A 24,575-nucleotide genomic window follows, 5' to 3' on the forward strand; every position below is an offset into this window, starting at 1 on the left:
GAGGCGGGGCTTCGGAAAGGCGACCGGGGGGACCGGCGCCGGGTTTGAGCGGCTGCTTACGCGGCCGTTCGCTCGTACAGACCGAGACGGGCGAGCGAGCGCGTGCGCAGCGTCTCGTCCAGGACGGGCTCCTGTTCGGTGAGGACCTTCGGCGCGTTGGCGAAGGCCGCGAGATTGAAAGCACTGGCCTGGGCCTTCGCCTTTTTTGCCGGCGATGCGGTCACCGCGTCGGCAAAGCCGGCGTCGACGGCTTCCTGCGCAGTGAACCAGGTTTCCGCGCGCATGAGCGCAGCGATCTCGTCATTGGGTTTGCCGGTTTTGCCGGCATAGCCCGCGACCAGTACGTCATCGATCTTGCCGAGCAGCGTAGCCGTTGCCGTCATATCGTCGGCATTGCCCATCGCGAAGGTCCACGCCTGGTGGATCATGTAGAATCCCCCATCGGCGATCTCGACGGTGTCGCAGGCCAGCGTGATCGCGGTTGCCGCCGACGCAGCCAGGCCGTCGACCTTCGCAGTAAAAGTCGCCGGATGCTCGGCGATCGCCGTCATCATCGCACGGGCCTCGAACACGTCGCCGCCCGGGCAATTGATACGCAGCACCACGTTCGACGTCGTGATCGCCGCGAGCTCGCGCGTGAAATCTGACGCGCAGATCCCCCAGAAGCTGTCGATCACGTCATAGAGATAAACGGTCGTGGTATCGGTGCCGGTCGCCTCCGAACGCAGGCCCGAGCCCTTCCCGCGGTTGTCCTGGGCGAGGTTAAGCAGCTTGCGCATCGGTCGGTTCCTCTTCGGTGTCGGCGGCCGGTTGCCCTGGCGCGGCCGGCGCACCGGTCGGTTGATAGATTTCGTCCCCGTCCGGCACGGGCGGCAAGTTGACCTTGCGACGCGCCTCGTTCTGGCTGATCCAGCCGGGCAGCTGGTTGCCGCCGAGCGCGGCGCGCAGATAGGCGGCGATCGCCTTACTGTCGCCGGACAGCAGGAAGTCGTCATCCCACCACACCACGAACGGCGACACGCGCGCGCCGACTACGGGAAACAGCTTGCGGGTGTACTCGGCCGCGATGCGCTTCTTGTGCGGCAGCATGGTCCAGCGATCGAAGCCGATCGTCTGCTGCTCCACGCCGGTGCCCCAATTCGAGGTGCCGGAAGTCTCTCCGGCCATGTTCGGGGGCACGCCGTAGATGCGGCACACGTCGACGACGGAATATTGCAGCAGCTCGAGCAGCTGCGCGTCCTTCGCGGTGACCGCGACCCGCTTCCACTCGGCACCCTTCTCGAGCAGCAACGGATTATGCGCGTTGGCGACACCCTGCGCCTTCTTGCGCAGATACTCTTTGAAGTCGGCGCGCTGCTCCTTCGAAACCCCGTCGGGGAACTGGAAGAAGTCGTTGGTCATCAGCCCGCGTTCAAACTGCCCCGCTTCATAATCACGCGTGGCGAGGCTGATGCCGACCGACTGGGCGTGGTGCGAGATCGGCGACAGCGCGCGGATCCCGTCGACGCTGAGCCCAGGGCCCTTGAAATGCAGCACGTAGGAGGAATGATGATCCTCGGTCGTGCCGTCGTCGTTGGTGAAGCGGTACCAGATCGAGCGGTCGACCGAGCGGAAAGGCAGCACGCGCGCGGCGAAGTAGAAGTCGATGTCGGTCAAGGTGCCGTTGCGCGCCTGGCGCATCAGGCCGTAGCCGTTGCCACGCAGCAGCATCTGTATCGCCTGATTCTCGACGAAGGTCGGCCCCGACATCTCCTCATTGGGCTCGATCGACAGGAAACGATCGTAAACGTGGCCATATTCGCGAACCAATTCGCCCTTGTCGGTGACGCGGAACACACCAAGCGCTTGTGACATCAGCGCGCCAGCGATCAGCGTGACGCACCGCCACACTGCGGTCGACCGCATTGCCGTTTCCGGCGTGACGTTCATGCCTGCCGCGCGCTGGCCGCCGCCAAACCATTCGAACATCTCGCCGCCGCCGGCGATCACCGGCGCGCTCTCCACCGCGTTCTGCACCGTGCCGTTGCGGCGCGCCTCGGCCTCGGCCGCGCGCGGCGAGAGCTTATAGCCGTCAACGCTCACAGAGGATCCTCGTCATCGTCATCATCGAGGTCGACGAAGAACTTGCCATCGTACTTCGTCCCTTCGAGCTCGATATTGTCGGCAGCGCCGGCGCCCATCGCGCAGGTGACGATGCCGTCGATTTTTCCGCGTGAGCGCTTCTTGTCGAAGGCCCGGTTGGCCTGGCCATCGGTGACCATCGCGGCGTTCGCCGCGCAGCTGTAGGTGACCGGCGAATCGTCGATCACGATCGTCTGTTTCAGGATGCGATCCTCGAACCGCTCGATCGACCGCGGCATGCAGTGCTGGCGGTCTTCGAACATCACCTTCACGCCCTGGGCGTGCCGCACCATTTTGAGGCCGGTACCCTCGGGCTTGTCCGGCCCCTCGAATTTCCACGCCGGGAAGCCGATTTCTTCGCAAGCCGTCTCAAAGTCGGCGAATTGCGCCGGATCGAAGACGAGCTCAACGACATTATGCTCGGCGCAGATCCGCGCGACTTGGGCGGCGATGAAACTCTTGTCGATCGTCGCGCCAGGAACCGCGACCAGGTGGCAGCCCTCGACCCATTCCTCATATGGCGCGTTGTCGGTTTTAGCCCGGTCGGCCAGGCCGTCCTTCGTCGTCCAGTACCAGGTCTTCTGCCAAAGCACGCCCGCGCCATCCAACCAGGTGGCGGTGAGCGCGGTAAGGTCATTCTTCTTCGACAGATCGAGCGAAAGCCAACACCGGCAGCCCTTCAGTGCCGCGATCGCTGCATCGTCGACCGGGCCGAGCACCGCGGCGAACTTCTCCTCGTCGATCCAGAAATCGGCGGCACCGGTCGGGATGCCGAAATAGAGGCGCTTGACCGACGAGGCCGCCGACAGCTTGCTGGTCGTGGCGGTCTGGACTTCCTCGCGGATGTTCTGGATCGGGTAGGTAATACCGAGTGCCGGCAGGGATTTCTGCCAGCAGGCCTCGTTGGTAAAAACGTTCTCGCGGTCTTTCTTGTCAACGCGGAACACGAGGCTGAAGGCGGTGTCATCCCGCTTCTTGCCGGTCGCGATATCTTGATAGATCTCGGAATAGCCGTTCCCAACGTGGCTCGAGATCGCCGCGGTGTTGGTGCCCAGCACCATCATCGCGGAGCCTGCGACCTTGGTGATGGCGCGACGCCAGATCTCGATCTGCGCGTCGGTCTTGAATTCGTGGATCTCGTCGGCGAGCACCATGCGGGGGCGCGGCCCCGATTGGTTTTCACCGCTGGCGAGCGGAAGGAAGAACGACTGACTGGCCGGATGCTCGATCGTATGGGCGTTTTTGCCTATACCGCCGATCTTGACGTGACCGAGCCCCTCGAGCGTTTCGCCCTCGTCATACCCGGGCACTTGCGCCCGACACATGGCGACCGCATCCTGGAACAGGACGTTGGCGGTGTTCTTGTCACCGCCGATCGCGTAGATCTGGCTACGCGGAAAGCCGCACCAGCCCATGGCGTAGAGCCCGAGGCCGCCCATCAAAGGCGACTTCGCCTGCCCCTTGCCAGTCTCGATCCATGCCGACCGGAAGCGCCAGCGTCCGTCGGCGTTGACCCACCCCATCAACGAACCGACCGCGAAAACCTGGTACGGCAGCAGATGAAACGGCTTCCCGGCCGCTGGACCATCCGTGATGGTGAACACCGAGGGGAAGAAATCTAGCGCGCGTTGGGCGAGCTCGGGCCGGAAGAAGTATCCCCGTTTTGACGCCTCGCGCAGATCCCGCAGGTGGCGCTCTGCTGCCCCACGCACGAAGTCGCCAACCGGAAAGTCGCCCCGGACGGCCGCCTGTGCCCAGCGGGTGGTCGGGTCGATCTCCCCGGGGGCGTCAGCCCGAACGGGTGCCGAGGAAGGCATCGGCGCCGGCGCTCCGGTCGCGCGGCTTCGTCACCTTCGCCACCTTGGCGCGACGCCCGGGAGATAACCCTAGCTGTGCCTCAAGCCGCTCGGCCGTGTTTTCGGCTTCACGCATCGCTTTGTAGTAGATCGACAGGCGAGCGATCGCCTTCGGGTTGTCAGGGTTGGGCTCAATGACAATGCCGTCACCGGCAAGTTGGCGTGAGCACCGGTCGTAAACCAAATAGGCGAGAACAAGTCGCTGAAGGGCGTGTCCGTTAGAGGTCGAGAGGATTTCCCGGTTGCTCATCTCATTGGTAATGCGCCGCCAGTGATCGGCGGCCACCTTGCGCTCTGCAGCGTTGGGAAGGAGCACCTTCCAATTGGGCTCGGCCAACACTGAGTCATCGGGCTTGCGCGGTGCGGGTTCCTTTGCCATGCTCCGCTCCTGCCCAACTTTTTACTCTGTGAACGCGTTCAATGCGTACGGTGGCACTACGCGGTGTCCGGAGGTCGGCCGGCCTCACTTTCGACCCCCCGGGGGGGTCGGCAGCCGCGGCGGGGCCCGGGCAGCCCGGATAGGACCGGATCGGTTCCATGCGTGGTCGAGGCCGATCGGTCGCCCGTTGCGCGCGACGCCGCGCATGCCTGCCGCGACCTGGTGCCCAAACTGCTCGGCTGTCACCTCGAGGTGATGCGGCTGGCACAGATTGCGGGTGTTGCTGTCCTCGTCGCTGCCACCGTGATCGAGCGGCTTGATGTGATCAACGCGGGTCGCCTCGGTGACGCGCCCGAGCCCCAAACACATCTCGCAGAGGCCATTGGTGCGCTTGAGGCGGCGCAGGCGCTGTGCCTGCCCTGCCCGGCCGCGTAGCCGCTTGACCTTGCGCATCGCCTGCTCAGGCGGTGACGGTCCCGGCCTGGGCGACGATCGTCAGCACGAACACGTCCGTCCCGCCGCTGGTCCCGAAGCCGAGCGTGCGCAGCTGCTCGCCGTGCTTGCCTTCCAGCGCCTTCTTGGTGGCGGTCTTATCGACCGAATACTTGACGCTGACATACGGCTTCGCCCAGCGCGCCGCCTGCAGCGCCTTGAGCGCGGCGTCGAAGTCGTCGGCCGTGAAGGTCAGCGAGGTCGATGCCGCCTTGGTGCCAATCACACACCCGCCGAGTTCGACCGTCTTGCGCTTGCCGCTGAGCAACGTCTTGCCGTCCTTTGCCCACCATGCCTCAAGCACACCGGCGATTGCGGTGCGCTCCTGGATCACTGGCACCAGCAAAGCGTCGGCGACGGCATTGGTCGCGGCGATCGCCGCGTCACGATTGGCGGCGATCGTCGCCGCTTCACCATCGAGGCGTGAGACGCGCTCGAGCAGCTCGGTAGCGTGCTCTACGGTGCGCGGGGCGCGGGGCGGCTTCATTTGAAGAACCCGCCATAGGAGAGCAGAAAAACCGACAGGGCGAACCTTACGATGGCCGTGAAGCCATTGTAAGGTTCGCGCGGCTTTCCGTGACTGCTGGCGCTCACCAGCAACCACAAGAAAAGCATGATGGCCATGGTCCATTGCGGCCATGCCCAGTGCGACGGATCGAACATCAGTGTCCCCTCGTGCCGATGATGGCAGTTGGGCGGAGACCCCCTCCGCCCCGGTCAGAATATCTGGCGGAAAACCGTGGCCGCACGGCCGCGAACAGATGGCGATGCCCCGGCGGTGCCCGCAGGCAGGGTGCCCTGCACGGTCGCGGTCGGCGAAACTTCCTGCCGGGTTCGGCTCCCGACCAGGAGAGATGCCAGCTGGCGATTCACGCGAAGCCGCGCACTGCGTTCGGCGTCAGCAGCCCATCGATGACGCTGTTGACGCTGGAATCGATATGCACCTGTACCGCGGCGACGCTCGCCGTGGTGAGCTCGCGTTCGATCGCGACCAGGCTCGCCTTCGAAATCACCGCTTCCTCGCCGGGCATGGTCGAGATGAAATCACGGAGGATCGCGAGCGTGGTCATCGGCGGTCTCCACGAAAGGGGGCGACAATTGCGCGGACGAGCTGCTGTGCTCGCTCTTCGAGGTCATCGAGAGGCATATCCGGACGCCCTGTCGCGACCTCTTCCCGCCGCCGCGCGTCGTGCACCAGCCGATCCCAGTCGGGCGTCAAACGCTCGAGCTGATCGGCAATGGACCCGCCAGGGGAAGAGCGGGAGGCGCGGGGCTGGGGCATGGGGAAGCGCTCCAGATACGGAAAAGCCCACCGGCCCGGGGGAAGGCGGTGGGCGTCAGGCGCAATTGTCGCGGGGTCGAAATAGGCCATTACGTGGCCATTTTGGCAGGGGCGTTTTTGTGTACCCCCAAAAAAATACCGATCAGCCGAGGATACCGGCATGCGCGGCGATCAGCGTCGCCGCGTCCACTTCTTTCGACACCGCCCCAAAGATGCGCGGCCACAAGTCCAGCGCGTCGATCAGCAGTTGCTTCGCGCGGCGGTTGTGCATCCCGTACCGCTTCGCCACCACGGTATAGCCGACCGTCTCGCCAACGATCATGACTAGGATCGCGGCGATCGGGCCGCGCACCTCGCGCCTCCAGCGCGAATAGGCCATTTCGCGCCGCACCGCGCCCAATGCCTCGTAAAAGGTCCCATCGCCACTGCGCGTCTGGTCGACGCGCGTCTCGACGCTGGAGGTCTTGACGGTGACATCGGCCCCGATCCGCTCGGCGACCGTGGCGATCTCCACGGCCGAGGCAAGCTGCTCGGCGTCGATCGAGCCGGAAAGGTAGAGCTGGGCCAGCGCACCGTCCTGGTGGTGCTTGTGGTGTTCATGGGTTTCCGGCGTGCCGTGCGCCTTATGATCCCAGCGCTCGTGCATTTCCGCTCGGGATTTCCGCAGTGACCGCTCTGCTGCCGCACGATCTGGATGTTTCTCTGCCCAGCGCCGACGGTTGAGCGCGATGTCATCGGCGATGCTTTTCTCGAGCGGGCTGGGCTTGCGCTTCCTGGGGGCCTTGGTCGACCAGCCGACACCCCTCGCCTCTTGCTTCGGCAACGCCGCGTTCGCCTCGGCCTGCTCAGCCAGTGCCTGTTTGCGGTGGCGTGCGATGATCGCGCGCATCACCTTCGCCTCGGCTGGATTGCTGTCCGACATTTTGCTGACCCCCGTCGTCTGTCACGGGTGTCTGCTCGAGTTCGGGCACGCGCGGCAGTGGCGGAAATGTGCTGGCCGTTGACCGCTCGAACACCTGGCCATCGGGGTTCACCGTCCAGCCGGCCGCGCGCAGCGCGAGGATCGCGTCGCCCTCGCTGACGTGCTGCTCGAGCCCTGGGAAAGACATGCGCCGCCGATCGCCTGGCGCGCGCCGGATCTCGCCCTCGGCGGTCAGCGTGCGCACCATGTCGCGCGCACGGGAGCGGCCGATGCCGACCGCGCCGGCGATCTCGCCATAACTGGGTGAGCTGCCCCATCGCAGGAAATACGCCTTGGCGAAATCCAGCACCTGCAGCTTCGTGCTCACCATGCTCGGCGAACGACGATATTGCGCCACCATAGACTTGTTTACGCCCGCGCTCCCGGTGCGGAACATAGCGGGAATTGCGGCAACCATCCATAGCCCGAAACATTTCAGCATATTGCGCATGTATTTGCGCAAAAGCGATTGACCGACCTCCGCATGATGTGTATATATTTGCGCATGGAACGGGACAGCAAGAAAATTGTCAAGCGGCTGGTGGCGGAAGGGTTCGATCTCGTGTCGGTCAAGGGCTCGCACCACAAATTCCGCAAGGATGAAATCACGGTGATTGTCCCGCACCCGAAGAAAGACCTGCCGCTCGGCACCGCCCGCAGCATCGCGAAAATGGCGGGGTGGGTGTGATCCCCCGCCCCCTGGGAGCAAGACTATGAAATATTTCTACGCCATCGTGCACAAGGATGAAGACAGCGCCTTCGGCGTCACCTTCCCCGATCTTCCAGGCTGTTTCTCGGCAGCGGATGAGATCGGCGAGGTTCTGCCCAATGCCTGCGATGCGCTCGCCTTATGGTTCGAGGATGCCGCCGAGGTCGCGCCGCTCCCGCTCGATCAAGTCCAGGCGCTTGCCGCCGACGATCTGCGCGATGGCGCGTTCATCATCGCGGTGCCGTGGATCCGCAACAGCGGCACCGTCGCGCGCGTGAACCTGTCGCTCGATCGCGGTATGCTCGACGCGATCGACAAGGCCGCGACCTCGCGCAGCCTTACTCGGAGCGCCTTCCTCGCCCAGGCCGCGCGCAATGAGATCGAGCATCGGCATTGAGCGTGTGACCTCGGTACCCTACCACGTACGCCGACGATCAGGGCTTGGCCGTGGCCGGTACAGGGTTTTGATCCGGGGTGGCGGGCGGTAGCCATTGCGCCATTGGTGCGTTTTCATCTGCGCCCAATCCGACGAGTAGATTTAAAAGTTGATCCTCCTGCTCCCGATTGTTCAGCGGGGTACGGCGTGTCTGGCCTCCCGCCATTTGTAGTTCGATCCATTGCGAGGCTTGAACCCGAACGCTTTTCCTGTCCCGCAACAGGGCAAATCGGATATTAAGCTGGGGCGAGGTGGAATAACTGTTGCCCAATAGAACCTGTGCAAAAATGCCTTTGGCGCCAGAGACCTCCCTTTGACACAAGACATGGTGCTCATCTTGTTCGACAACAGCCGCTTGGCGATCGGCGCAAAGGTTTGCTAGTTTATCAGAGACTTCTGCGGGCTCCCCAGTGAACCAAACCTGCACTGGACCACGGTCCGCAGCCTGTACCTCAAATGATATTCCGGACATAAGCACCGCGCTGATCAATGCTGCGAGCTTCGCCCATCTAAATTCTAACATCATGCCTCCCCCATCATCTATCCCGCTCATGGTCGACCGAACAGTCGCGTGAGAAAGCTCCGATATGGCACCGCATCGGGAACGGTTTGGGAAATAGCGGAGGTTCCCGTTGCCGAATATCGGCACTCGGGGATCCCATCATTGTTGAGCATCACGTCGAGCACAACACCAAGATGCGGCGCTCCGTTGCGCTCAATGCTCACGATCGAGGCGGTGCAGCCCTTGCCCTCCTCAAGGATCGCCTCGCGTAGCCAGCTATCACGCGCGACATATCCGATTGTCTTGTTGCGAGCGCACCGCACGACCAACGCGTCGCTGTCGTAAGGATTGCCCAGCTCGCGCAGGATGGTGACAGCTTCGCCCCGGCGGGCAGCCTTAATCGCGGGCTGATAGTTCGATTCGCCGACAATGCCGACTTTATATGACGTCGCTCTATCATGCCCAGTAGCAATGATATGGTCTACTTTTTCAGTCGCAGCTTGATAGATAGCCTGTTCTTGCGCAGATCGCACTTCGATCTCTATCGACAGACCGAAAAACGGCTTGGCTTCTGTCGGGTCGTCGATGCTGTGTACCGTGGCATCCCACATATGGCCGCCCGACAATACCTCGTCTATCAGTTTCCCTCTTCGAGGAAGCGTACCCAAATCATTATCGCGGTCGTCGCGGACTAGCCAATAACGTGGATCTGACCGAGAACCATAAACTCTGACAGAATCGCCCGGATAGCAGGCTTCAATAGCAACTTGGTTATCCTCTACACCACCGAGCTTAACGCGAAAAGTCGCCATTTATTGTTCCCCTGCTCGCCGAGTTCCTTCAACATAGAAGTAACCATCTCCCCTCCAGCCTGTAGCTCGACCTGAAGCCGTTGAAGTAGCCTCGACGGCCAGGCCGGGAGCAAGACCAATGACTGGAACCGTGTATCGGGCGTCGCCCGCGTGCGAATTGCGCTGTCCGCGCTGCGATGTGCAGTGCGCCGTCATCACCGCGGTGCGCGACCGGCGCTGGCGAGAGTTGCAGGCGATTTTGCTGGAGCCGCCGACGTCTCATCGTCCAACGCGTAGAGAGGACCTTGCACTTGCGCGATCGCGGTGGGCCACAGCTCTGCAAGCTCACGAGCAAGCTCGGGCACGGGAGCCGTCAGATCAACAGCCCGCAGCAACCCCTCGATCATTTGCCCCAGCGCGTTCTCGCTGACGGGCGGACCGCGATAGCTGGTGGCGGGCGCGTGCAGGGTCGCAGGGCCTTCTCGCCCGGTGGGCACGCGCCGCGTGAGGCTGCGCGCGATCTGGGCGATCGCGCGGCGGTCAGCCGGGTCCATATCTGCGACATCGTCCAGGAGCTCGCGCGTTTCGAAGTCGAGCGCGGGTAATGTCGGAGCATCCGCCTCCGGATCATCAGTTTCACCCGTGAGATAGGCGGGCGTGGTGCTGAGTTCGCGCGCTAGCCTGAGTAGATGCGGAGTCGTGCGCCGAGATCCCCGGATGAGGCTGTTGATGGTGGTTTGTGGCACCTTTGCGCGGCGCGCTAATTCGGACTGCGAAAGCCGCAGCACCTTAATTCGCTCCTCGATTCTCGCGCCCAGCGTCATGGACACCAATCTACCGAAAGTCCGGTAGAATAATATTCCGCCGAAGCGGTTGACGCACCTACCGACATGGCGGTAGGTGTCGATGCGTGGACAAGGAACAGCCCCTCGAATCGCCATTGGCAGCCGCGATCAAAGCCGCTGGATCGCAATCTGCGTTCGGTCGCTTGATCGGTCGCAACCAGTCGACAATTCATGACTGGCTGCGCGAGGGAAAACCACTCCCCGCAGAGTACGTCCTCTTGGTGGAGCGCGAAACCGGCATCCCGAAAGAGGTGCTCCGCCCCGACATCTACCCCGACGACTCGGCCACCCCCCGCGCCAGCCTGGAGCCCGCGCGGTGACGGGGTCAGCACAATCCCTTTCCCTCTGCCGCCACCCGGGCGGCGAGCGTCGGCGGCGGGTGCGCTCCCGCCTGCCGTCGACGTCCCCCTTTTCCCGTTTCGGCCGCCGACGGGTCGGCCGGATCGCGTGCGTCCGGAACCTTTGCCCTGGGGTTTCGGTGTTTCGACTTGGCGCACGTGCCCCCAACCCGTCCTGTTCGCGTACCGGCACCGTCATCGGGTCCCTCTCCCCCATGGCGGTGCCACCTCCCCTCTGTATCGATCGCACCGGGGCCATGCTGCTGGCATCGCCCGCATGGTTTACAGCGCAGGCGGTGGCGGCATGACCAAGCTGCGCCAGCCGCTCACCGTCGAGGATGCGCTTTACAAGGTCCTCGGCGCGCTCACCATGTCGGGCGCGGTCGAGGCGACCGGGCGCACCGCAGGCTATCTCCGCATGCTGTCGGATCCCGACCAGCGCGCGCAACTGACCGTGATCGACATGATCAAGCTCGACGTTGCGCATATGCGTGCCGGCTTCCCGGGCATGCCGATCTTCGAAGCCGTCGCCACCATCCTGCACGCGGCCCAGCCCGAGCTTTTCAGCAACGCCTATGCGATCAGCCGCGTCACCTGCGATGTGGTCAAGGAAGGCGGCGACGCGCACGTCGCGCTGATCGAGGCGAGCTTGCCCGGTGCCGACAGCCGCACGCTGAAAAAGGCGCTGAAGGAAACCGTCGAATCGATCGAGGCCAACCACCGCGCCGTCGCGGTGATCCAGTCGCTGATCGCGCACGAGCAACAACCGCCATGATCCGCCCGGCCCGCCCCCGGGCTTGACCGAACCTGCATCGCCGAACCGTCGCCCCCTCGCCGCATCCGCTGGCGGGGTGGGAAAACTGCTGCCTGGAAACCCGCATGAGCAACCGCGCTGCCATCGTCTCGATCATGATCGACCTGGATGCGATCCAGGACGCGCTGCGGCCGATCCAGCGGTCGACCGGATCCTTTTCTGCGCTGGCGCGGATCCGGCGCGCACGTCTCGCTATTTCGCTCGCCAAGATCGAGCTGGCGCACGCCCTGCACTATGCGGTCGATCCGGTGATCGAAATCACCCTGGTCGAACCCGCCCCGACCGACCTCACCGGTACTGCGGTGACCAGCGTCCTGACCGACGGCCTGTCATCATGACCGGCACGCTCACCCCCGGCGCGTACCTAAAGCGCTGCCGCCAGCGCGCCGGGCTCAGCATCGCCGATATCGCCGCGCGCGTCTCGACCGAGCCGCAGACGCCCGAGCATCTACGCGGCGAATGGCTCGAGCTGATCGAGGCCGACGCCATGCCCGCCACCTTCACCACCATCGTCGCGCTGCGGCTCGCCTATCGCTTCGATTTGACCGTGCTCGCCCAGCTCGAAGCGATCGCCCAGGGCGCGGATCTTCCCGCGCCGATCCTGTGCCGCATCTGCGCGTGCAGTGATGGCGATGCCTGCATGGACGCGCTCGGCTGCGCGTGTTTCTGGGCCGAGCCCGATCTGTGCTCGGCCTGCGCCACGCCGCCTGCGGCGAGCGTCGTCCAATGAGCACCGACGGTCACCGCCACCCCCGGAGCGCGCGCCTGGCGCGCTGCGCGATCGATCTCGCGATCGCCGCCGCCGGTTTCGGCGTCAGCGTGCTGCTGCTCAGCAAACCTTCCTTGGCGAAGGCGGCCTTGTGGCTCGCTTTAGTCGCGCTCGCGACCGGCTTCGCGATGATCCAGCGGGAGATGTCACGATGAAACTTGACCTTGCCGTCCGGCCCCGGCCGGAAATCACGCACCGCATGGATTGCGGCTGCCCCAGTTGCCGCCCACCCAGCCCCAGCGATCCGCGTCGCGCGCTGCTGCACCGCTTGCTTCACCGCGGCCCCGGCCTGTTCGCGATCGGTATGGTCGCCGGCCTGCTGGCCGTCGCCGCCACCGGCAATTTGGGAGCGGCGCTGCGCGCGCTGTTCGGCCTATGAGCGAGGCGACCACGGGTGTGACCGGCAACGCCCACGAACTGCTCGGCTGGATCGGCGGCCTGCTCAGCTTTGATCCGGAGCCGACTTATCGGGTGATCTCGGTCGATGCCGCTGCTGGCACCCAGACCGTCGAACATTGCCAGACGAAGAACACGTACGCCGTGACCGTCACCCAGCTGACAGGAGTCGAATGATGTCCGACGTCATTGCGGCGGACCAGCTCCGCTTGCTCATCGAACAGATCGAGCGCCTCGAGGAGGAGAAGAAGGGCATCGCTGACGACATCAAGGATGTCTACGGCGAGGCCAAATCGACCGGATTCGACGTCAAGACGATCCGCACGATCGTGCGCCTACGCAAGATGGAAAAGCACCATCGTGACGAGGCCGAGGCGATGCTCGAAATGTACAAAGCCGCGCTGGGGTTGGACTGATGGCCAAGCCCACCCTCCAGGAAATCGCCGCCATGCCTTACCCGGCATCGCTGCAAGCATGTCGCCGCTATTACGATCGCCATTGGGCGTTGTTCGATGATCGTGGCGAGCGCGAGATCGTCGTCACGATCGATTTTGAAGTCACCAGTGAGGATCAGCGTTCCTATGCGATCCTAGCATCGTCGGTTGAACAGGCGGAGTCCGAAGCGCGCGAGCTCTTGCACACAGAGGTGCACGGGATTTCGGACGTGCTGAATGTCCATCTGAGGGGTCCGCATCACGACAGGTCGCATCCCACCTTCTCCTTCGATCGGGTGCATTGATGAGCGCGATCGATCTCAAACGGCAAAAGCTGATCGCAGCGGCCGACTATGTCGGCAAACTCACCCGGGCAGGCGTTCCCGCCGCGACGATCATCGACGGCCTCGTCGCCAACCACGGTGCCACATACCGTACGCGCTATGATGGCAGCCGACTGTCCTGCGCCGGCGTCGTGTCCACCTGCACTTTCAGCCCCGACAAGGGATTGCTCGAAAACTGGACCAAGACCGCGACGCTTCGGCTGATGGCCTCGGCGATGGTGTCGGCATGACGAGCTTTTTTGTCGCGCTGGCCGGGCTCGGCGTCAGATTGCCCTTGCGCCTCTGCGACGAGGAAACCGGATCTGTGATCGACGCGAACGGCGTGGAAGTCTTCGTCGTCGATACCAATCGCAATCTGAGCGACGAGACAACGACCGTGATCGCCGAATTGCTCGTCGACGCGGTCAACGCGCGCGGTGCCGCATGACATGCGAGCGCGTCGCGCTACCCGGTGGCGTTACCGCCATCGTCTGCTCGTCCCGCACCCGCCAGCGCTGCGGCTGCGGTCGCCCCGCCACCCTGCTGTGCGACTGGAAGGTCGCGACCAGGAAGAGCGGCACATGCGATGCGCCGGTTTGTGCCCGCTGCGCGCACCAACCGGCGCCGGGCAAGGATCTTTGCCCGGAACATCGCGCCGCCTTCGAACACTGGCGCGCCGCCCGCGCCGCCCCGACCAGCGAGGTGCGCGCATGATCGGCTTTGGCGATCGCGGCTTTTGTACGGCCCGCTGCGGCACGCTCGATTGCGTGCAGAATTTCACGCCTGAGCGCGAGGCCGAGGCGCGCGCCTGGTGGGGCAACCGCCCCGGCCATCCGCCCGTGGATTTCCTCGATCTCGCCCAGCGCTGCACCCGCTGGCGCCCCGCGCCGCGCCCGCTGCGCGCGTTGCCGATCTCTGGAGGCGAGGTGACCAACCTCGCCCCCGCCCCTGGCCGTCCAGCGGTGGCACCCGCTCGCTCGGTCCTAACCGAAGGAGCGTGCCAATGACCAGCACCCCGACCGAGTATCCCGCGACGATCGCGTCCGCGCGGGCTCAGCAACTCCCGCCCGCTATCCTGCGCAAGGCGGTGACCTTCGATCAGCTCGAGATCAGCCGCTTCAACGTCCGCACCAATCGCAAAGCGCAAATGACGATCGAGGCGCTCGGCCGCTCGATCCTCGCGCTCGGCCTGGTCAACGCGCTCAAGGTTCATCCGATCAAGGGCACCACATCTGACGGCAAGGATCGTTATGGCGTGCACGCCGGCGGCCGCCGCTGCCGCGCGATCGGCGCGCTGATCAAGGCGGGCGCGCTCCCGGCCGACTGGCCGATCGACGTCGTGGAGCGCGATCAGCTGACCGAGGCGCAGCTGCTCGAGGAAAGCCAGGCCGAGAACATGATGCGGCTCGATCTCGAAATGTATGAGATCGCCCAGGGCGTGGTGCGCTCGCATGTGGCGGGCGATTCGCTCGAGACGATCGCCGAGCGGCTCGGTCAGGAACCGCGCTTCACCTATCGCGCCTATCGGCTGGGCATGCTCGCCCCGCCGATCTTCGACGCGCTGAAGGCGGGGCAGATCTCGCAGCTGCAGGCCGAGGCCTATGGCGCAACCGAACAGCAGGCGCTGCAGCTTTCCGCCTTCAACGCGCTGCGCCTCTTGTCCCCGCTCGAGCAGACGCCCGATCGCATCCGCGCCTGGCTGAAGATCGGCGATGCCGAGGCCAATCGCTTGCTGCGCTTTGTCGGGAAGGAGGCCTATCTCGCCGCCGGCGGTGCGCTCGAGCTCGATCTGTTCGACGATCCCGCCGACGCCGCGCCGGCGCGAGCGCTGATCTGCCACCCGGATCTGTTGCGGCAATTGGCCGACGCCGCATTGGCGGGCCTGCGCGACGAGATCCGCACCCGCGCCAACCGCCCGGATCTGCGTTTTGTACCGAAACCGCCCGAAGCCACATATGGCGGGCCCGATCATTTCCTGTTCCTGTCGACGGGCCCCGTCGTTCCCGGCGAAGCCTCGAGCATTGCTTTGCCCGAAGGGGATGTCGTCGGCTATATCCGCATCGACGCCACGGGCGCGCCCGAGGTCACCTTCTGGTGGGAAAGCGCGAAGGCGAAAACCGACGCCCGCAAGCCGGCCGCCGCCGCAGCGCCGGCCCCCAAGCCGCGCGCGATCGGCGCGGCCGTCAACCAGGTTGCGGGTTTTGACGCGCGCCGCGCGGCCGATGCCGCGATCAAGCAAGAGGATGGCCTGACGCAAGAGGGCGTCGACGTTTTCCGCGCGCTGCGTCGATCAATCCTGCGCGCCGCGCTGGTCGGCAATGCGCGCGATGGCGGCACTGTCGGCCGCGACTTCCTGGTCTGGTCGCAATTGCGCCAGATGATCGCGCCGAACACGCCGGGCAACGCGATCGGTGTGGCGCGCTTGGCACCCGCCTCGGCCGGGCCCGACAGCGCGCGCGCCCTGGTCCAGGCGATGCCGGGCAATCGCCTGTGGATCCACGCCATGCGCGATATGCACCTGTGCCCGGCCTTCAGCAGCGACGATCTCGTGGCCGCGTTCCAGTCCTATCGCGACCAGGACGAAGACTTCAAATCGCTTGCCGCGACGATCGCCGCCGGCCTCGCGATCGAACGGTCGCTCAATTACGGCGATTACAGCGTGCCGCTCCACGACGCCCTTGCCGACATGGTCGGTCTCGGCACCGACGAGGGCCTACGCGATTTCTGGCAGCCAACGGTCGAGTTGCTCGATCTGCTCGGCAAGGAACAGCGCCTCGCCATCGCCGAGCCGATGGTCGAACGCGTGACCTTCGCCACCTGGGCGCGGATGAAGAGCAGCGAGATCTCGCGCCAGGTCCTGCAGGTCGTCACCGGACAGCATCCCGCGACCCGCGCATCGATGGCGCACGCTGCGGCGAACTGGGTGCATCCGCTGCTCCGCTTCCGCGGCAACGAATCCGCCGTCGCGGCCGATGCCGACGACATGCTCGAGGCGGCTGAGTGATGGGCGCGATCATCCACGGCGGAGGCCGCACCACCTCGTTTGAAACCGCAGTGATGGACATGGCCGATCTCGGCCATTCCGATCAGGAGATCGCGCAGTTTCTGGACGTGCGGCTCGATCATGTCCGTCGCGTCCACGCCTATATGCGCGACACCGGCGCTGACCGGAAGCGCCTGACAGATGCGCGCCTCGGCAGCCAGAAGCTCGCTGCAGCCGTTCTGAAGACCGGCAGGGGGTATCAATGACCGTTACTTCCAAAAAAGCCGCGGGGGGCGGTATAGCCTCCTACGCTCTGCCGCGGGGCCGACAGCCCTCGATCGAATGGGTGCCACTCGGCGAGCTTCGCATCGACGACAGCTACCAGCGCTCGATCGAGACCGACGCATCGCGCAAGTTGATCCGCGCGATCGCAGCCGAATGGGATTGGGACGTGTTTGACGTGCTCAAGGTCTCACGTCGTCCCGACGATTCATTGTTCGTCATCGATGGGCAACACCGGCGCGCGGCGGCCGAGTTGCGCGGCGACATCACGCAATTGCCGTGCGTGCTGAAGCGTTGCGCCGGCCCGGCCGAAGAAGCGCGGATCTTCATCGCCTCCAACCGCGGCCGCAAGCGGATGAGCCGCATCGACGACTTCCGTGCGGCGCTTGGCGCTGGCGATGCCGACGCGCTGGCGATCGCGCGCCTGGTCGATGCGGCCGGCCTCAAGATCGCCCGTCACGAACAGCCCGCCCATGTCGCGCCGGGCGAACTTATGATTGTCGGGTCGCTCCGAACGCTATTCATCAAACATGGCGAACGCGCGTTGGGTCAGGCTCTGACCTTGATCGGCGAAGCCTTCCCTGACGAGGTGCTGGTGCAACCGGCGGCAATGCTCGGTGCGATTCTGGCGCTGCTCGCCCACGAACGGCCAGCGATCGATCCGGATCGCCTCTTCCAGACGCTGCTGACCGGCACCACGCAACAATGGTCCGACTGGGCGAACCTGCGCATGCTTTCGGGCACGCAAAGCAAGATCCTCGCGCTGCGTGCCCTGGTCCGCCAGCGCTACAGCACTTTGGCGGTGGCCGCATGAGCGCCGCGTGCGGATCGTGCACGCTCTGCTGCACGCTCATGCGCGTGGCGATGGAACCGCCTAAGCCCGAGCGGGTGATGTGCGCGCATTGCAGCGCTGGCGGCTGCGCGATCTACGAACAGCGACCGGAAGCCTGCAGCGGTTTCCAATGCCTGTGGCTCGGATCGCAGCGGGTTGCCCGGCTTGCGCTCCCGGCGGCAATGCGCCCGGATCGCACTGGCGTTGTCATCGATTTGAACGCGGCCGGGACGGTGATCGCCCATTGCGAACGCCCAGCGTCCTGGAAGCGTGAGCCGATGCGTGCCTGGCTGCTCAAGCATGCACGCCGCACGAACGTGATCCTGGAAGTGCCGGGCGGTGCCGAACTCCTGTCAGCGAACGGGAGCACCGAGGCGCTCGCGCGTGTCGGCGTCGATCCGGTGACCAATAACCGCCTGTATGTGCGGGAGTCCAGGCTGCAGGCGTATTTGGCAGGAGTGGCGGCATGAAGGCGGTTCTAACGAAGGCCGCCAGCATGCGACCAACCGGTATCGAGCTGATCGCGGAAATCGAGTCTGCGGCTCGGCGACGTTGCGTGACGGCGCGCGCGCTTGTCTCGCCGCTCTATCCTGACAATCCGTCCGCTGCCTTGAACACAATCAGAAAGGCGTTTCACCCGACCGAGCGAACCGTCGCGAAGGTTCGCGCCTTGATCGCAGGCGGACCAATATCCCGCGAACCAAGCCCGGCCATATCCCCGAAGCGAACCCCTGTCACCGAAGGGCAACGGCACGCGGCTGCGCGCTCCGCCGGCGGCATGAAAGCCACTCTGGTGCAGACCCTTGATCGGCCTCCGGCACCAAGGATGCCAACCATTCCTGGGGATCGCCGCCCGCCCGCATGGTCCCGCGAACCATGCCCCGTCTGTGCCACGCGCGGCGACCTTGGCTGCGCGCATCAACGCCCGTTTGAGGAGCGCGACTGATGCACCCCGCGATCGCCGAGCTCGTGCGCACGATTGCCCGCCAGATGGCGGAAGAGGATGGTGCGCGCGCTCGAACCTTATCCCGGAGTCGTCAATGTCCCGCCCCCGCTGCGCTATCTACGCCCGCTATTCCAGCGATCTCCAATCGGCCACCTCGGCCGAAGACCAGGTCCGCATCTGCCAGGAACGCGCCGATCGCGAAGGATGGGACGTCGTCGACGTCTATAGCGACCTCGCCATCTCGGGCACATCGAACCGGCGGCCCGGGATGAGCGAAATGCTGTCGGCCGCGGCGCGCGGCTCCTTTGAAATCGTGCTGTCGGAAGCGCTGGACCGCATCGCGCGCAACCAGGCTGACATCGCAACCATCTATCAGCAGCTCGAATTCGCGGACGTGCGCATCGAGACGCTGAGCGAAGGCGCGGTCAACGAACTGCACATCGGCCTGAAGGGCACGATGGGCGCGCTGTTCCTGAAGGAGCTCGGCCAGAAGATCCGGCGCGGCCAGCGCGGCGCGGCCGAGCGCGGGTCGATGCCGGGCGGCTTGTGCTACGGCTATGACGTGGTGCGCGAGCTCGACGCCAAGGGCGAGCCGATCAAGGGCAAGCGCGCCGTCAATCCCGAGCAGGCCGAAGTGGTGCGGCGGATCTACCGAGAATATGCCGCAGGCCGCAGCCCCAAGGCCATCGCCAAGGATCTGAACCGCGACGGCATTCCGTCGGCGCGTGGTGGGGAATGGCGCGCCTCGGCGATCGTCGGCAACCGCGCGCGCATGATCGGCGTCCTGCACAATCCGATCTATGCCGGGCGGCTGGTCTATAATCGCGTGCGGATGGTGCGCGATCCCGAATCGCGCAAGCGCGTGTCGCGGCCGAACAAGGCGGCGGATCTGCAGCACATCGACATGCCGGATCTGCGCATCGTCAGCGACGCGGAGTGGCACGCGGTCCAGGACGCGCGGCATGTCCGCGCGACGCAACCGCTGCCGCTGCGCCGACGGCCGCGCCATTTGGTGTCGGGCCTGGTGCGCTGCGGCCTATGCGACGCGACCATGATCATGGTGGTTAGCGGGCGGCTCGGCTGCTCGCGGTACCGCGAGGTTGGCACCTGCGCCAACACGCGGCGGATCGTCGCGAGCGAGCTGCAGCACCGCGTCGTCGACGGGCTCAAAAAGGAGCTGCTGTCGGAAGAGGCGATGCGCCTGGTGGTGAGCGAGTATCACGCCAAGCGCAGCCAGGGTGCCGCAACATCGGCGCGTGAACGCGCCACGCTGGCGCGCCGCCTGCAGGCGGCCGAGCGCGCGATCGCAAACCTCGTCGCCGCGATTTCCGCCGGAGCGGCCGACTTCGCAGACATTCGCGAGGCACTGGCGGCCAAGACCGCCGAACGCGACGCGGCGCGCGAAGCGCTGGACGAAGCCGCTGCGGTCAACGTGGTGACGCTGCACCCGCAAATCGCCGAAGCGTATCGGGCCCGCATCCAGGGCCTCGCGGACAGCCTCGGTGCCGGGGATGCGAATAGCGAGGAAGTTACCGCGCAGATCCGCGATCTGATCGACGTGATCTACGCCACACCGCTCGAATCGGGCGAATGGCAAATTGAGGTGGTCAGCCGCCTTCAGTCCGTCGTCGCCTTGGCGACCGGCACTGATGGCCCAACAAGGGGGAGGTCGCGAGTGACAGCGATGGTAGCGAAGGAGGGACTTGAACCCCCGACCCCAGGATTATGATTCCCGTGCTCTAACCAACTGAGCTACTTCGCCATGCGCAGGCGCTAATCACTCGCGAGGCGCGGGCTATAGGAATGCGCGGCGAAGCGGTCAAGCGAACATATGCCGCGAAAGCGCTTCCCACGGTCCGCCGCGATACCACCACGTCGCCAAGCCGACGATTTCGACGCGACGCGGCCGAAAATCGCGCTCCAATTCCGCCTGCAAGGCCTTTGCCGCGGGGGGTTCAACCTTGTTCTGCACCGTGACGTGCGGTCGCCAGCCCGCGCGATCCTGCGGCGTCAGCACCGCCGAAAAGGCGTCGGCCAGACAATCGCGGATATCTTCCAGCGCGGGGGACTCGATTCGGAAGGCGACGCCACCGCCCAGCGACATCAATCCAGCGACTCGCGCCTCGGGTGCGGGCACTTGCCGCGTTTCCGCCGTCAGTCGCTGCTTCAACTCCCGCTCAAGGCTTGGCGCGAGATGATGGAACATCGTCAGATGCGCCGACAACTGATTGCGTTCCGGCGGAAAGTGTCGCGTACGCAACGCATCGAACCACGCCGCATCGCTGCGCCCGAACAGCGCGGTGACGATGATGGGCGCGGCCTCGCTCAAATCTCGAGCTGGCTGCCCAGTTCGACCACGCGGTTGGTCGGCAAGCGGAAGAACTCCATCGCGCTCTCGGCGTTGCGCAACATCCAGGCGAACAGCTTTTCGCGCCAGATCATCATTCCCGGATGCGACGAGGGCAGCAGCGTCTGCCGCGCCAGGAAGAAGCTTGTGTCGATCATCCGGAAATCCGCGCCGCAACGATGCACATTGGCGAGCGCCAGCGGCACATCAGGCTCGTCGATAAAGCCGTAGCGCAGGACCATGCGATGGAACCCAGCCCCCAGATCCTCGAGCGAGCAGCGTTCGCCCTCGGCAATATAGGGCACGTCGGCGATCTTGACGGTGAGCAGGATGATGCGCTCGTGCAGCACCTTGTTGTGCTTGAGGTTGTGCAGCAGCGCGTGCGGCACCCCCTCGGGCGAGGCGGTCATGAACACCGCCGTCCCCGGCACGCGTGTGGCGGAGGTGGCGGCAGACTGAATGAAGATTTTGATCGGCATCGCCGATTCGCGCATCCGGTCGATCATCAACTGCCGCCCCTTCGACCAGGTCGTCAGGATGGTGAAGATGATGAAGCCGACCAGCAGCGGGAACCAGCCACCCGACGGCACCTTGGTCAGGTTCGCGGTGAAATAGGCCCCATCGACGATGAAGAACAGCGCGAGCAACGGCACCGAACGGTAAACCGGCCAGTTCCACAGGCGGAACAGCACGATCGTCAACAGGCAGGTGTCGATCAGCATCGCGCCGGTCACCGCGATGCCATAAGCCGAGGTGAGGTTGGACGAGGTGCGGAAGAAGATGACCAGCAGGATCACCATCACGCCGAGCAGCCAGTTGACCAGCGGGATGTAGATCTGGCCCGCCGTCGCCGCGCTGGTATGTTCGATCCGCAGCCGAGGCACGAAGCCGAGCTGGATCGCCTGCTGCGTCACCGAGAAAGCGCCCGATATCACCGCCTGCGACGCGATCACGGCAGCCGCCGTCGCCAGCGCCACCAGCGGCAGCCGGAAATGCTCCGACGCCAGCAGATAAAACGGGCTTTCGAGCGCGGGCGTGCCCAGTCGCGACAAGAGCGCGCCTTGCCCCATATAATTCAGCATCAGCGCCGGCAGCACGACGAACAGCCAGGAGACGCGGATCGGGTTGCGGCCGAAATGCCCCATATCGGCGTAGAGCGCTTCCGCCCCGGTTACCGCCAGCACAACCGAGCCCAACGCCAGAAACGCGCGCGCAGGATCGAGCGCAAAGAATTCCAGCGCGTAATGCGGCGAGAACGCCCACAGGATTTGCGGGGTATGCACGATGCTGATCAGCCCGAGCGTCGCGATCACCGCAAAATACAGCAGCATGACCGGGCCGAAGAACAAACCGACGCGCGCGGTTCCGCTGCGCTGGATCGAGAACAGGGCAATGATGATCGCCATGGCCAGCGGCAGCACCAATTTGCCGAGGCCAGGCGAGGCGATCGCGACACCTTCGACCGCCGACAGCACCGACACCGCCGGGGTGATCATCGAATCGCCGTAGAACAGCGCCGTCGCAAACACGCCGAGCAGGACGATCCCGCGTGACCAGCGCTTGTTCTTGGTGCGGCCGTTGACCAAAGCGAGCAACGCCAGGCTGCCGCCCTCGCCCTTATTGTCGGCGCGCATGATGATGGTGACATATTTGAAGGTCACCACGATCATCATCGACCAGAAGATCAGGCTGACCACACCCATGATATGCACGGCGTCGAGCGGCAGCTTGTGATGGCCAGCAAAGGTCTCGCGGAAGGCATAGATCGGGCTGGTGCCGATATCGCCGAACACAATGCCGATCGCGCCGAGCGCGAGCTTGGCGACACCGTCTTTCCGGTGGGGATGAAGCCCGACGCCTACCGAGTCGGGTGCAGCAGGCACAGTGCCCGCGCTGGCCAGATCACTGCTCACGCGAAGGCTGTTCTTGCCCGGATGTCATATTGAGAAATCATGGATGACGGCACTTGTTCAAACGCCCCGATGGTGCGGCGCAATAGCACGCGTCCCCGCCCCCCGCAACGGCGCGCGCCAAGCCCAAACGCATATCATTGCTCGCTCGCCAATGTACGGATCGTGAACTGCGTCACCAGGCGATGCACACCCGGCAGGGTGGAGAGCACCTCACGGTGGATTCGCTCATAACTGTCGTCGTCGCGCACCAGGACCTTGAGCAGATAGTCCGATTCGCCACTCATCAAATGCGCCTCGCTGACCTGGGTCGTCTTGGCGAGCGCCTGTTCGAAAGACAGCATCGTCGCCTGTCGCTGGTCGGTGAGCGTCACCGATACGAACACGGTCGACGGATTGCCGCGTGCGGCGGGCGACAATCGTGCGCGATAGCCCAGGATCATACCCTGCTGTTCCAGCGCCTTGACCCGGCGATGCGCGGCCGAGGGGGAGAGGCCGACTCTCGCGCCCAATTCTTCGCTCGTCAGGCTTGATTCCTGTCCAAGCTGCGCGACGATGTTGCGGTCGATACTGTCCATCCGGGATGCTATCGCGCAAATCGTCACCAAATCGCAACTGCATTGCATTTGGTGCGGCCGATGCGCGATCTTTGCAAACACAGAATCGCCGCGCTCCTGTACACTGCCCGCATCAAGGAGAAGATCAATGCGCGTCGGCGTTCCCAAGGAAATCAAGAATCACGAATATCGCGTCGGGCTCACCCCGCCGTCGGTCGCCGAACTCGCCGCTGCGGGCCATCAGGTGGTCGTGCAGACGGGCGCCGGTCTCGGCATCGATTTCAGCGATGCGGACTATGTCGCGGCGGGCGCAACGATCCTGCCCGACGCCGCCAGCGTGTTCGCGCAAGCGGACATGATCGTGAAGGTCAAGGAACCGCAGGCGAGCGAGATCGCGCTGCTGGAGCCCCGCCATCTGCTCTTCACCTATCTCCACCTCGCCGCCGACAAGCCGCAGGCCGAAGGCCTGATGCGCTCCGGCGCGACGTGCATTGCGTATGAGACGGTCACCGCCAATGATCGGTCGCTTCCGCTGCTCAAGCCGATGTCCGAAGTGGCCGGCCGCATGGCGGTGCAAGTCGGCGCGCATTATCTCGAAAAGGAACAAGGCGGGCGCGGCATCCTGCTCGGCGGCGTGCCGGGTGTGGCCCCGGCCAAGGTTGCGATTCTGGGCGGCGGCGTTTCGGGCGTCAATGCCGCGCAAATGGCGGTCGGCATGCGCGCCGACGTGACCATCTATGACATTTCAAATGCGCGGCTGGCCGAGCTCGACATGTTCTTCGGCAGCCAGATCAAGACTGCTTATGCGAGCAAGGCCGCGATCGCGGCTGCGGTCAAGAATGCGCATCTGGTGATCGGCGCGGTGCTGGTGCCCGGGGCGGCTGCCCCCAAATTGGTGACGCGCGAGATGGTCAAGACGATGAAGCGCGGCGCGGTGCTGGTCGATATCGCGATCGATCAGGGCGGCTGTTTCGAGACCAGCCACGCGACAACGCATGAGGACCCGGTGTTCGAGGTGGACGGCGTCATTCATTATTGTGTCGCCAACATGCCCGGCGCGGTCGCACGCACCTCGGCCTTCGCGCTCAACAATGCGACGCTGCCGTTCGTGCTGAAGCTTGCGGCGCACGGCGCAGAGGCAGCGATGGCAGCCGACCCGCACCTCGCCAACGGCCTGAACGTGTCGGGCGGCAAGATCCGCCATCAGGCCGTCGCAGAGGCGCTCGCCTTGCCGTTCGAGGCGTGGGCGCACTGAGACCGCTCGCGGCGG

The 24,575-nt window shown here is 64.8% G+C and carries 36 protein-coding genes and 1 tRNA gene; 20 read left to right on the plus strand and 17 right to left on the minus strand.

Annotated elements, in window-relative coordinates:
- Positions 1–56 precede the first annotated feature (56 nt).
- The 10 genes from ON00_RS02650 to ON00_RS02700 form a co-directional block, all read right to left on the minus strand.
- Positions 57–833: a head maturation protease, ClpP-related gene (locus ON00_RS02650; RefSeq protein ID WP_245535521.1), complete on the minus strand. Its 777-nt coding sequence runs from the start codon at positions 831–833 to the stop codon at positions 57–59.
- Positions 763–2,082: a phage portal protein gene (locus ON00_RS02655; RefSeq protein WP_010403007.1), complete on the minus strand. Its 1,320-nt coding sequence runs from the start codon at positions 2,080–2,082 to the stop codon at positions 763–765. Before ON00_RS02655 ends, ON00_RS02650 begins: the two co-directional genes overlap by 71 nt.
- Positions 2,079–3,938: a terminase large subunit gene (locus ON00_RS02660; protein WP_010403008.1), complete on the minus strand. Its 1,860-nt coding sequence runs from the start codon at positions 3,936–3,938 to the stop codon at positions 2,079–2,081. The genes ON00_RS02655 and ON00_RS02660 overlap by 4 nt, the downstream gene beginning before the upstream one ends.
- Positions 3,910–4,356, minus strand: a complete 447-nt coding sequence (locus tag ON00_RS02665) for a P27 family phage terminase small subunit (RefSeq protein WP_010403009.1) — start codon at positions 4,354–4,356, stop codon at positions 3,910–3,912. The genes ON00_RS02660 and ON00_RS02665 overlap by 29 nt, the downstream gene beginning before the upstream one ends.
- An 84-nt stretch (positions 4,357–4,440) precedes the next feature.
- Positions 4,441–4,809, minus strand: coding sequence for an HNH endonuclease (locus tag ON00_RS21390; RefSeq protein ID WP_425358372.1), 369 nt, complete (start codon positions 4,807–4,809; stop codon positions 4,441–4,443).
- 7 nt (positions 4,810–4,816) lie between these two features.
- Positions 4,817–5,335 (minus strand): host-nuclease inhibitor Gam family protein, encoded by a 519-nt coding sequence (locus tag ON00_RS02675; RefSeq protein WP_010403011.1) that lies wholly within the window; start codon positions 5,333–5,335, stop codon positions 4,817–4,819.
- On the minus strand, positions 5,332–5,511 hold the full coding sequence (locus ON00_RS02680; protein ID WP_040601573.1) for a hypothetical protein: 180 nt from the start codon (positions 5,509–5,511) through the stop codon (positions 5,332–5,334). Before ON00_RS02680 ends, ON00_RS02675 begins: the two co-directional genes overlap by 4 nt.
- Positions 5,512–5,717: 206 nt before the next feature.
- Positions 5,718–5,918, minus strand: a complete 201-nt coding sequence (locus ON00_RS02685) for a hypothetical protein (protein ID WP_010403012.1) — start codon at positions 5,916–5,918, stop codon at positions 5,718–5,720.
- 354 nt (positions 5,919–6,272) lie between these two features.
- On the minus strand, positions 6,273–7,019 hold the full coding sequence (locus tag ON00_RS02695; protein ID WP_010403014.1) for a hypothetical protein: 747 nt from the start codon (positions 7,017–7,019) through the stop codon (positions 6,273–6,275).
- Positions 6,976–7,452 (minus strand): LexA family transcriptional regulator, encoded by a 477-nt coding sequence (locus ON00_RS02700; protein ID WP_245535522.1) that lies wholly within the window; start codon positions 7,450–7,452, stop codon positions 6,976–6,978. The genes ON00_RS02695 and ON00_RS02700 overlap by 44 nt, the downstream gene beginning before the upstream one ends.
- A 144-nt stretch (positions 7,453–7,596) precedes the next feature.
- On the opposite strand from ON00_RS02700, the gene ON00_RS02705 reads away from it, so the two are divergent.
- Positions 7,597–7,779 (plus strand): type II toxin-antitoxin system HicA family toxin, encoded by a 183-nt coding sequence (locus tag ON00_RS02705; RefSeq protein ID WP_029622372.1) that lies wholly within the window; start codon positions 7,597–7,599, stop codon positions 7,777–7,779.
- Between the two features lie 25 nt (positions 7,780–7,804).
- A complete protein-coding gene (locus ON00_RS02710) occupies positions 7,805–8,197 on the plus strand; it encodes a type II toxin-antitoxin system HicB family antitoxin (protein WP_010403017.1) in 393 nt (130 codons plus the stop codon).
- A 37-nt stretch (positions 8,198–8,234) separates the two neighbouring features.
- Here the strand turns inward: ON00_RS02710 and ON00_RS20490 are convergent, their stop codons facing one another.
- The 3 genes from ON00_RS20490 to ON00_RS02720 all read right to left on the minus strand — a co-directional run bounded on the left by ON00_RS20490 (position 8,235) and on the right by ON00_RS02720 (position 10,353).
- On the minus strand, positions 8,235–8,762 hold the full coding sequence (locus ON00_RS20490; RefSeq protein ID WP_154651264.1) for a hypothetical protein: 528 nt from the start codon (positions 8,760–8,762) through the stop codon (positions 8,235–8,237).
- Between the two features lie 23 nt (positions 8,763–8,785).
- Positions 8,786–9,550 carry an HIRAN domain-containing protein gene (locus tag ON00_RS02715; RefSeq protein ID WP_154651265.1) on the minus strand — a complete coding sequence of 255 codons (765 nt, stop codon included), beginning with the start codon at positions 9,548–9,550 and terminating at the stop codon, positions 8,786–8,788.
- Positions 9,551–9,744: 194 nt separating this feature from the next.
- Positions 9,745–10,353: a helix-turn-helix domain-containing protein gene (locus ON00_RS02720; protein WP_010403019.1), complete on the minus strand. Its 609-nt coding sequence runs from the start codon at positions 10,351–10,353 to the stop codon at positions 9,745–9,747.
- An 86-nt stretch (positions 10,354–10,439) separates the two neighbouring features.
- Between ON00_RS02720 and ON00_RS02725 the strand changes: the two genes are divergently transcribed.
- The 17 genes from ON00_RS02725 (at position 10,440) to ON00_RS21365 (ending at position 20,220) form a co-directional block, all read left to right on the plus strand.
- The gene (locus tag ON00_RS02725) at positions 10,440–10,694 is read left to right on the plus strand and encodes a transcriptional regulator (protein WP_083834050.1); all 255 of its coding nucleotides are present in this window, start codon (positions 10,440–10,442) and stop codon (positions 10,692–10,694) included.
- 295 nt (positions 10,695–10,989) lie between these two features.
- Positions 10,990–11,487 (plus strand): hypothetical protein, encoded by a 498-nt coding sequence (locus tag ON00_RS02730; RefSeq protein ID WP_010403021.1) that lies wholly within the window; start codon positions 10,990–10,992, stop codon positions 11,485–11,487.
- A 104-nt stretch (positions 11,488–11,591) separates the two neighbouring features.
- Positions 11,592–11,864: a hypothetical protein gene (locus tag ON00_RS02735; RefSeq protein ID WP_010403022.1), complete on the plus strand. Its 273-nt coding sequence runs from the start codon at positions 11,592–11,594 to the stop codon at positions 11,862–11,864.
- Complete coding sequence (locus ON00_RS02740) at positions 11,861–12,256, plus strand: helix-turn-helix domain-containing protein (RefSeq protein WP_010403023.1); 396 nt, start codon at positions 11,861–11,863, stop codon at positions 12,254–12,256. Before ON00_RS02735 ends, ON00_RS02740 begins: the two co-directional genes overlap by 4 nt.
- Positions 12,253–12,450, plus strand: a complete 198-nt coding sequence (locus ON00_RS02745; RefSeq protein WP_010403024.1) for a hypothetical protein — start codon at positions 12,253–12,255, stop codon at positions 12,448–12,450. The genes ON00_RS02740 and ON00_RS02745 overlap by 4 nt, the downstream gene beginning before the upstream one ends.
- Complete coding sequence (locus ON00_RS02750; RefSeq protein WP_010403025.1) at positions 12,447–12,674, plus strand: hypothetical protein; 228 nt, start codon at positions 12,447–12,449, stop codon at positions 12,672–12,674. Before ON00_RS02745 ends, ON00_RS02750 begins: the two co-directional genes overlap by 4 nt.
- Positions 12,675–12,691: 17 nt before the next feature.
- Positions 12,692–12,868 carry a hypothetical protein gene (locus tag ON00_RS02755; RefSeq protein WP_211207102.1) on the plus strand — a complete coding sequence of 59 codons (177 nt, stop codon included), beginning with the start codon at positions 12,692–12,694 and terminating at the stop codon, positions 12,866–12,868.
- Positions 12,868–13,107 (plus strand): DUF2312 domain-containing protein, encoded by a 240-nt coding sequence (locus ON00_RS02760; protein WP_010403027.1) that lies wholly within the window; start codon positions 12,868–12,870, stop codon positions 13,105–13,107. Before ON00_RS02755 ends, ON00_RS02760 begins: the two co-directional genes overlap by 1 nt.
- The gene (locus ON00_RS02765; protein ID WP_010403028.1) at positions 13,107–13,430 is read left to right on the plus strand and encodes a hypothetical protein; all 324 of its coding nucleotides are present in this window, start codon (positions 13,107–13,109) and stop codon (positions 13,428–13,430) included. The genes ON00_RS02760 and ON00_RS02765 overlap by 1 nt, the downstream gene beginning before the upstream one ends.
- Positions 13,430–13,699, plus strand: a complete 270-nt coding sequence (locus tag ON00_RS02770; RefSeq protein WP_010403029.1) for a hypothetical protein — start codon at positions 13,430–13,432, stop codon at positions 13,697–13,699. The genes ON00_RS02765 and ON00_RS02770 overlap by 1 nt, the downstream gene beginning before the upstream one ends.
- Complete coding sequence (locus tag ON00_RS02775) at positions 13,696–13,896, plus strand: hypothetical protein (protein ID WP_010403030.1); 201 nt, start codon at positions 13,696–13,698, stop codon at positions 13,894–13,896. The genes ON00_RS02770 and ON00_RS02775 overlap by 4 nt, the downstream gene beginning before the upstream one ends.
- Positions 13,897–14,158: 262 nt before the next feature.
- On the plus strand, positions 14,159–14,455 hold the full coding sequence (locus ON00_RS02780; RefSeq protein ID WP_010403031.1) for a hypothetical protein: 297 nt from the start codon (positions 14,159–14,161) through the stop codon (positions 14,453–14,455).
- Positions 14,452–16,452 carry a ParB/RepB/Spo0J family partition protein gene (locus ON00_RS02785; protein ID WP_010403032.1) on the plus strand — a complete coding sequence of 667 codons (2,001 nt, stop codon included), beginning with the start codon at positions 14,452–14,454 and terminating at the stop codon, positions 16,450–16,452. The genes ON00_RS02780 and ON00_RS02785 overlap by 4 nt, the downstream gene beginning before the upstream one ends.
- Complete coding sequence (locus ON00_RS02790; RefSeq protein ID WP_010403033.1) at positions 16,452–16,697, plus strand: hypothetical protein; 246 nt, start codon at positions 16,452–16,454, stop codon at positions 16,695–16,697. Before ON00_RS02785 ends, ON00_RS02790 begins: the two co-directional genes overlap by 1 nt.
- The gene (locus ON00_RS19760) at positions 16,694–17,527 is read left to right on the plus strand and encodes a DUF6551 family protein (RefSeq protein WP_010403034.1); all 834 of its coding nucleotides are present in this window, start codon (positions 16,694–16,696) and stop codon (positions 17,525–17,527) included. Before ON00_RS02790 ends, ON00_RS19760 begins: the two co-directional genes overlap by 4 nt.
- A complete protein-coding gene (locus tag ON00_RS02800; protein WP_245535523.1) occupies positions 17,524–18,015 on the plus strand; it encodes a hypothetical protein in 492 nt (163 codons plus the stop codon). The genes ON00_RS19760 and ON00_RS02800 overlap by 4 nt, the downstream gene beginning before the upstream one ends.
- 570 nt (positions 18,016–18,585) lie before the next feature.
- Positions 18,586–20,220 carry a recombinase family protein gene (locus ON00_RS21365; RefSeq protein ID WP_010403036.1) on the plus strand — a complete coding sequence of 545 codons (1,635 nt, stop codon included), beginning with the start codon at positions 18,586–18,588 and terminating at the stop codon, positions 20,218–20,220.
- Here ON00_RS21365 and ON00_RS02815 read toward each other — a convergent pair.
- The 4 genes from ON00_RS02815 to ON00_RS02830 all read right to left on the minus strand — a co-directional run bounded on the left by ON00_RS02815 (position 20,177) and on the right by ON00_RS02830 (position 23,326).
- A tRNA-Met gene (locus ON00_RS02815) sits at positions 20,177–20,253 on the minus strand. The genes ON00_RS21365 and ON00_RS02815 overlap by 44 nt on opposite strands.
- Positions 20,254–20,310: 57 nt before the next feature.
- Positions 20,311–20,820, minus strand: a complete 510-nt coding sequence (locus ON00_RS02820; protein WP_010403037.1) for a 2'-5' RNA ligase family protein — start codon at positions 20,818–20,820, stop codon at positions 20,311–20,313.
- A complete protein-coding gene (locus ON00_RS02825; RefSeq protein ID WP_086010578.1) occupies positions 20,817–22,739 on the minus strand; it encodes a potassium transporter Kup in 1,923 nt (640 codons plus the stop codon). The genes ON00_RS02820 and ON00_RS02825 overlap by 4 nt, the downstream gene beginning before the upstream one ends.
- A gap of 146 nt (positions 22,740–22,885) precedes the next feature.
- Positions 22,886–23,326, minus strand: coding sequence for an Lrp/AsnC family transcriptional regulator (locus ON00_RS02830; protein WP_010403039.1), 441 nt, complete (start codon positions 23,324–23,326; stop codon positions 22,886–22,888).
- 127 nt (positions 23,327–23,453) lie between these two features.
- Here ON00_RS02830 and ald point away from each other — a divergent pair, with 127 nt between their 5' ends.
- Positions 23,454–24,560 carry an alanine dehydrogenase gene (gene ald / locus ON00_RS02835; RefSeq protein ID WP_010403040.1) on the plus strand — a complete coding sequence of 369 codons (1,107 nt, stop codon included), beginning with the start codon at positions 23,454–23,456 and terminating at the stop codon, positions 24,558–24,560.
- Positions 24,561–24,575: the final 15 nt, after the last annotated feature.

Origin of the sequence: Sphingomonas echinoides ATCC 14820 (genome assembly GCF_000241465.1) — a bacterium.
Classification (GTDB): Bacteria; Pseudomonadota; Alphaproteobacteria; order Sphingomonadales; family Sphingomonadaceae; genus Sphingomonas; species Sphingomonas echinoides.

Coding starts and splice junctions, on each gene's coding strand:
- ON00_RS20490 (WP_154651264.1), bottom strand. CDS start 8,762: ATGATGTTAGAATTTAGATGGGCGAAGCTCGCAGCATTGATCAGCGCG.
- ON00_RS02830 (WP_010403039.1), bottom strand. CDS start 23,326: ATGGACAGTATCGACCGCAACATCGTCGCGCAGCTTGGACAGGAATCA.
- ON00_RS19760 (WP_010403034.1), top strand. CDS start 16,694: ATGACCGTTACTTCCAAAAAAGCCGCGGGGGGCGGTATAGCCTCCTAC.
- ON00_RS02770 (WP_010403029.1), top strand. CDS start 13,430: ATGAGCGCGATCGATCTCAAACGGCAAAAGCTGATCGCAGCGGCCGAC.
- ON00_RS21365 (WP_010403036.1), top strand. CDS start 18,586: ATGTCCCGCCCCCGCTGCGCTATCTACGCCCGCTATTCCAGCGATCTC.
- ON00_RS02715 (WP_154651265.1), bottom strand. CDS start 9,550: ATGGCGACTTTTCGCGTTAAGCTCGGTGGTGTAGAGGATAACCAAGTT.
- ON00_RS02785 (WP_010403032.1), top strand. CDS start 14,452: ATGACCAGCACCCCGACCGAGTATCCCGCGACGATCGCGTCCGCGCGG.
- ON00_RS02720 (WP_010403019.1), bottom strand. CDS start 10,353: ATGACGCTGGGCGCGAGAATCGAGGAGCGAATTAAGGTGCTGCGGCTT.
- ON00_RS02705 (WP_029622372.1), top strand. CDS start 7,597: ATGGAACGGGACAGCAAGAAAATTGTCAAGCGGCTGGTGGCGGAAGGG.
- ON00_RS02735 (WP_010403022.1), top strand. CDS start 11,592: ATGAGCAACCGCGCTGCCATCGTCTCGATCATGATCGACCTGGATGCG.
- ON00_RS02790 (WP_010403033.1), top strand. CDS start 16,452: ATGGGCGCGATCATCCACGGCGGAGGCCGCACCACCTCGTTTGAAACC.
- ON00_RS02750 (WP_010403025.1), top strand. CDS start 12,447: ATGAAACTTGACCTTGCCGTCCGGCCCCGGCCGGAAATCACGCACCGC.
- ON00_RS02680 (WP_040601573.1), bottom strand. CDS start 5,511: ATGTTCGATCCGTCGCACTGGGCATGGCCGCAATGGACCATGGCCATC.
- ON00_RS02710 (WP_010403017.1), top strand. CDS start 7,805: ATGAAATATTTCTACGCCATCGTGCACAAGGATGAAGACAGCGCCTTC.
- ON00_RS02660 (WP_010403008.1), bottom strand. CDS start 3,938: ATGCCTTCCTCGGCACCCGTTCGGGCTGACGCCCCCGGGGAGATCGAC.
- ON00_RS02745 (WP_010403024.1), top strand. CDS start 12,253: ATGAGCACCGACGGTCACCGCCACCCCCGGAGCGCGCGCCTGGCGCGC.
- ON00_RS02740 (WP_010403023.1), top strand. CDS start 11,861: ATGACCGGCACGCTCACCCCCGGCGCGTACCTAAAGCGCTGCCGCCAG.
- ON00_RS02700 (WP_245535522.1), bottom strand. CDS start 7,452: ATGGTGGCGCAATATCGTCGTTCGCCGAGCATGGTGAGCACGAAGCTG.
- ON00_RS02760 (WP_010403027.1), top strand. CDS start 12,868: ATGTCCGACGTCATTGCGGCGGACCAGCTCCGCTTGCTCATCGAACAG.
- ON00_RS02675 (WP_010403011.1), bottom strand. CDS start 5,335: ATGAAGCCGCCCCGCGCCCCGCGCACCGTAGAGCACGCTACCGAGCTG.
- ON00_RS21390 (WP_425358372.1), bottom strand. CDS start 4,809: ATGCGCAAGGTCAAGCGGCTACGCGGCCGGGCAGGGCAGGCACAGCGC.
- ON00_RS02685 (WP_010403012.1), bottom strand. CDS start 5,918: ATGACCACGCTCGCGATCCTCCGTGATTTCATCTCGACCATGCCCGGC.
- ON00_RS02800 (WP_245535523.1), top strand. CDS start 17,524: ATGAGCGCCGCGTGCGGATCGTGCACGCTCTGCTGCACGCTCATGCGC.
- ON00_RS02780 (WP_010403031.1), top strand. CDS start 14,159: ATGATCGGCTTTGGCGATCGCGGCTTTTGTACGGCCCGCTGCGGCACG.
- ald (WP_010403040.1), top strand. CDS start 23,454: ATGCGCGTCGGCGTTCCCAAGGAAATCAAGAATCACGAATATCGCGTC.
- ON00_RS02665 (WP_010403009.1), bottom strand. CDS start 4,356: ATGGCAAAGGAACCCGCACCGCGCAAGCCCGATGACTCAGTGTTGGCC.
- ON00_RS02775 (WP_010403030.1), top strand. CDS start 13,696: ATGACGAGCTTTTTTGTCGCGCTGGCCGGGCTCGGCGTCAGATTGCCC.
- ON00_RS02695 (WP_010403014.1), bottom strand. CDS start 7,019: ATGCGCGCGATCATCGCACGCCACCGCAAACAGGCACTGGCTGAGCAG.
- ON00_RS02730 (WP_010403021.1), top strand. CDS start 10,990: ATGGTTTACAGCGCAGGCGGTGGCGGCATGACCAAGCTGCGCCAGCCG.
- ON00_RS02765 (WP_010403028.1), top strand. CDS start 13,107: ATGGCCAAGCCCACCCTCCAGGAAATCGCCGCCATGCCTTACCCGGCA.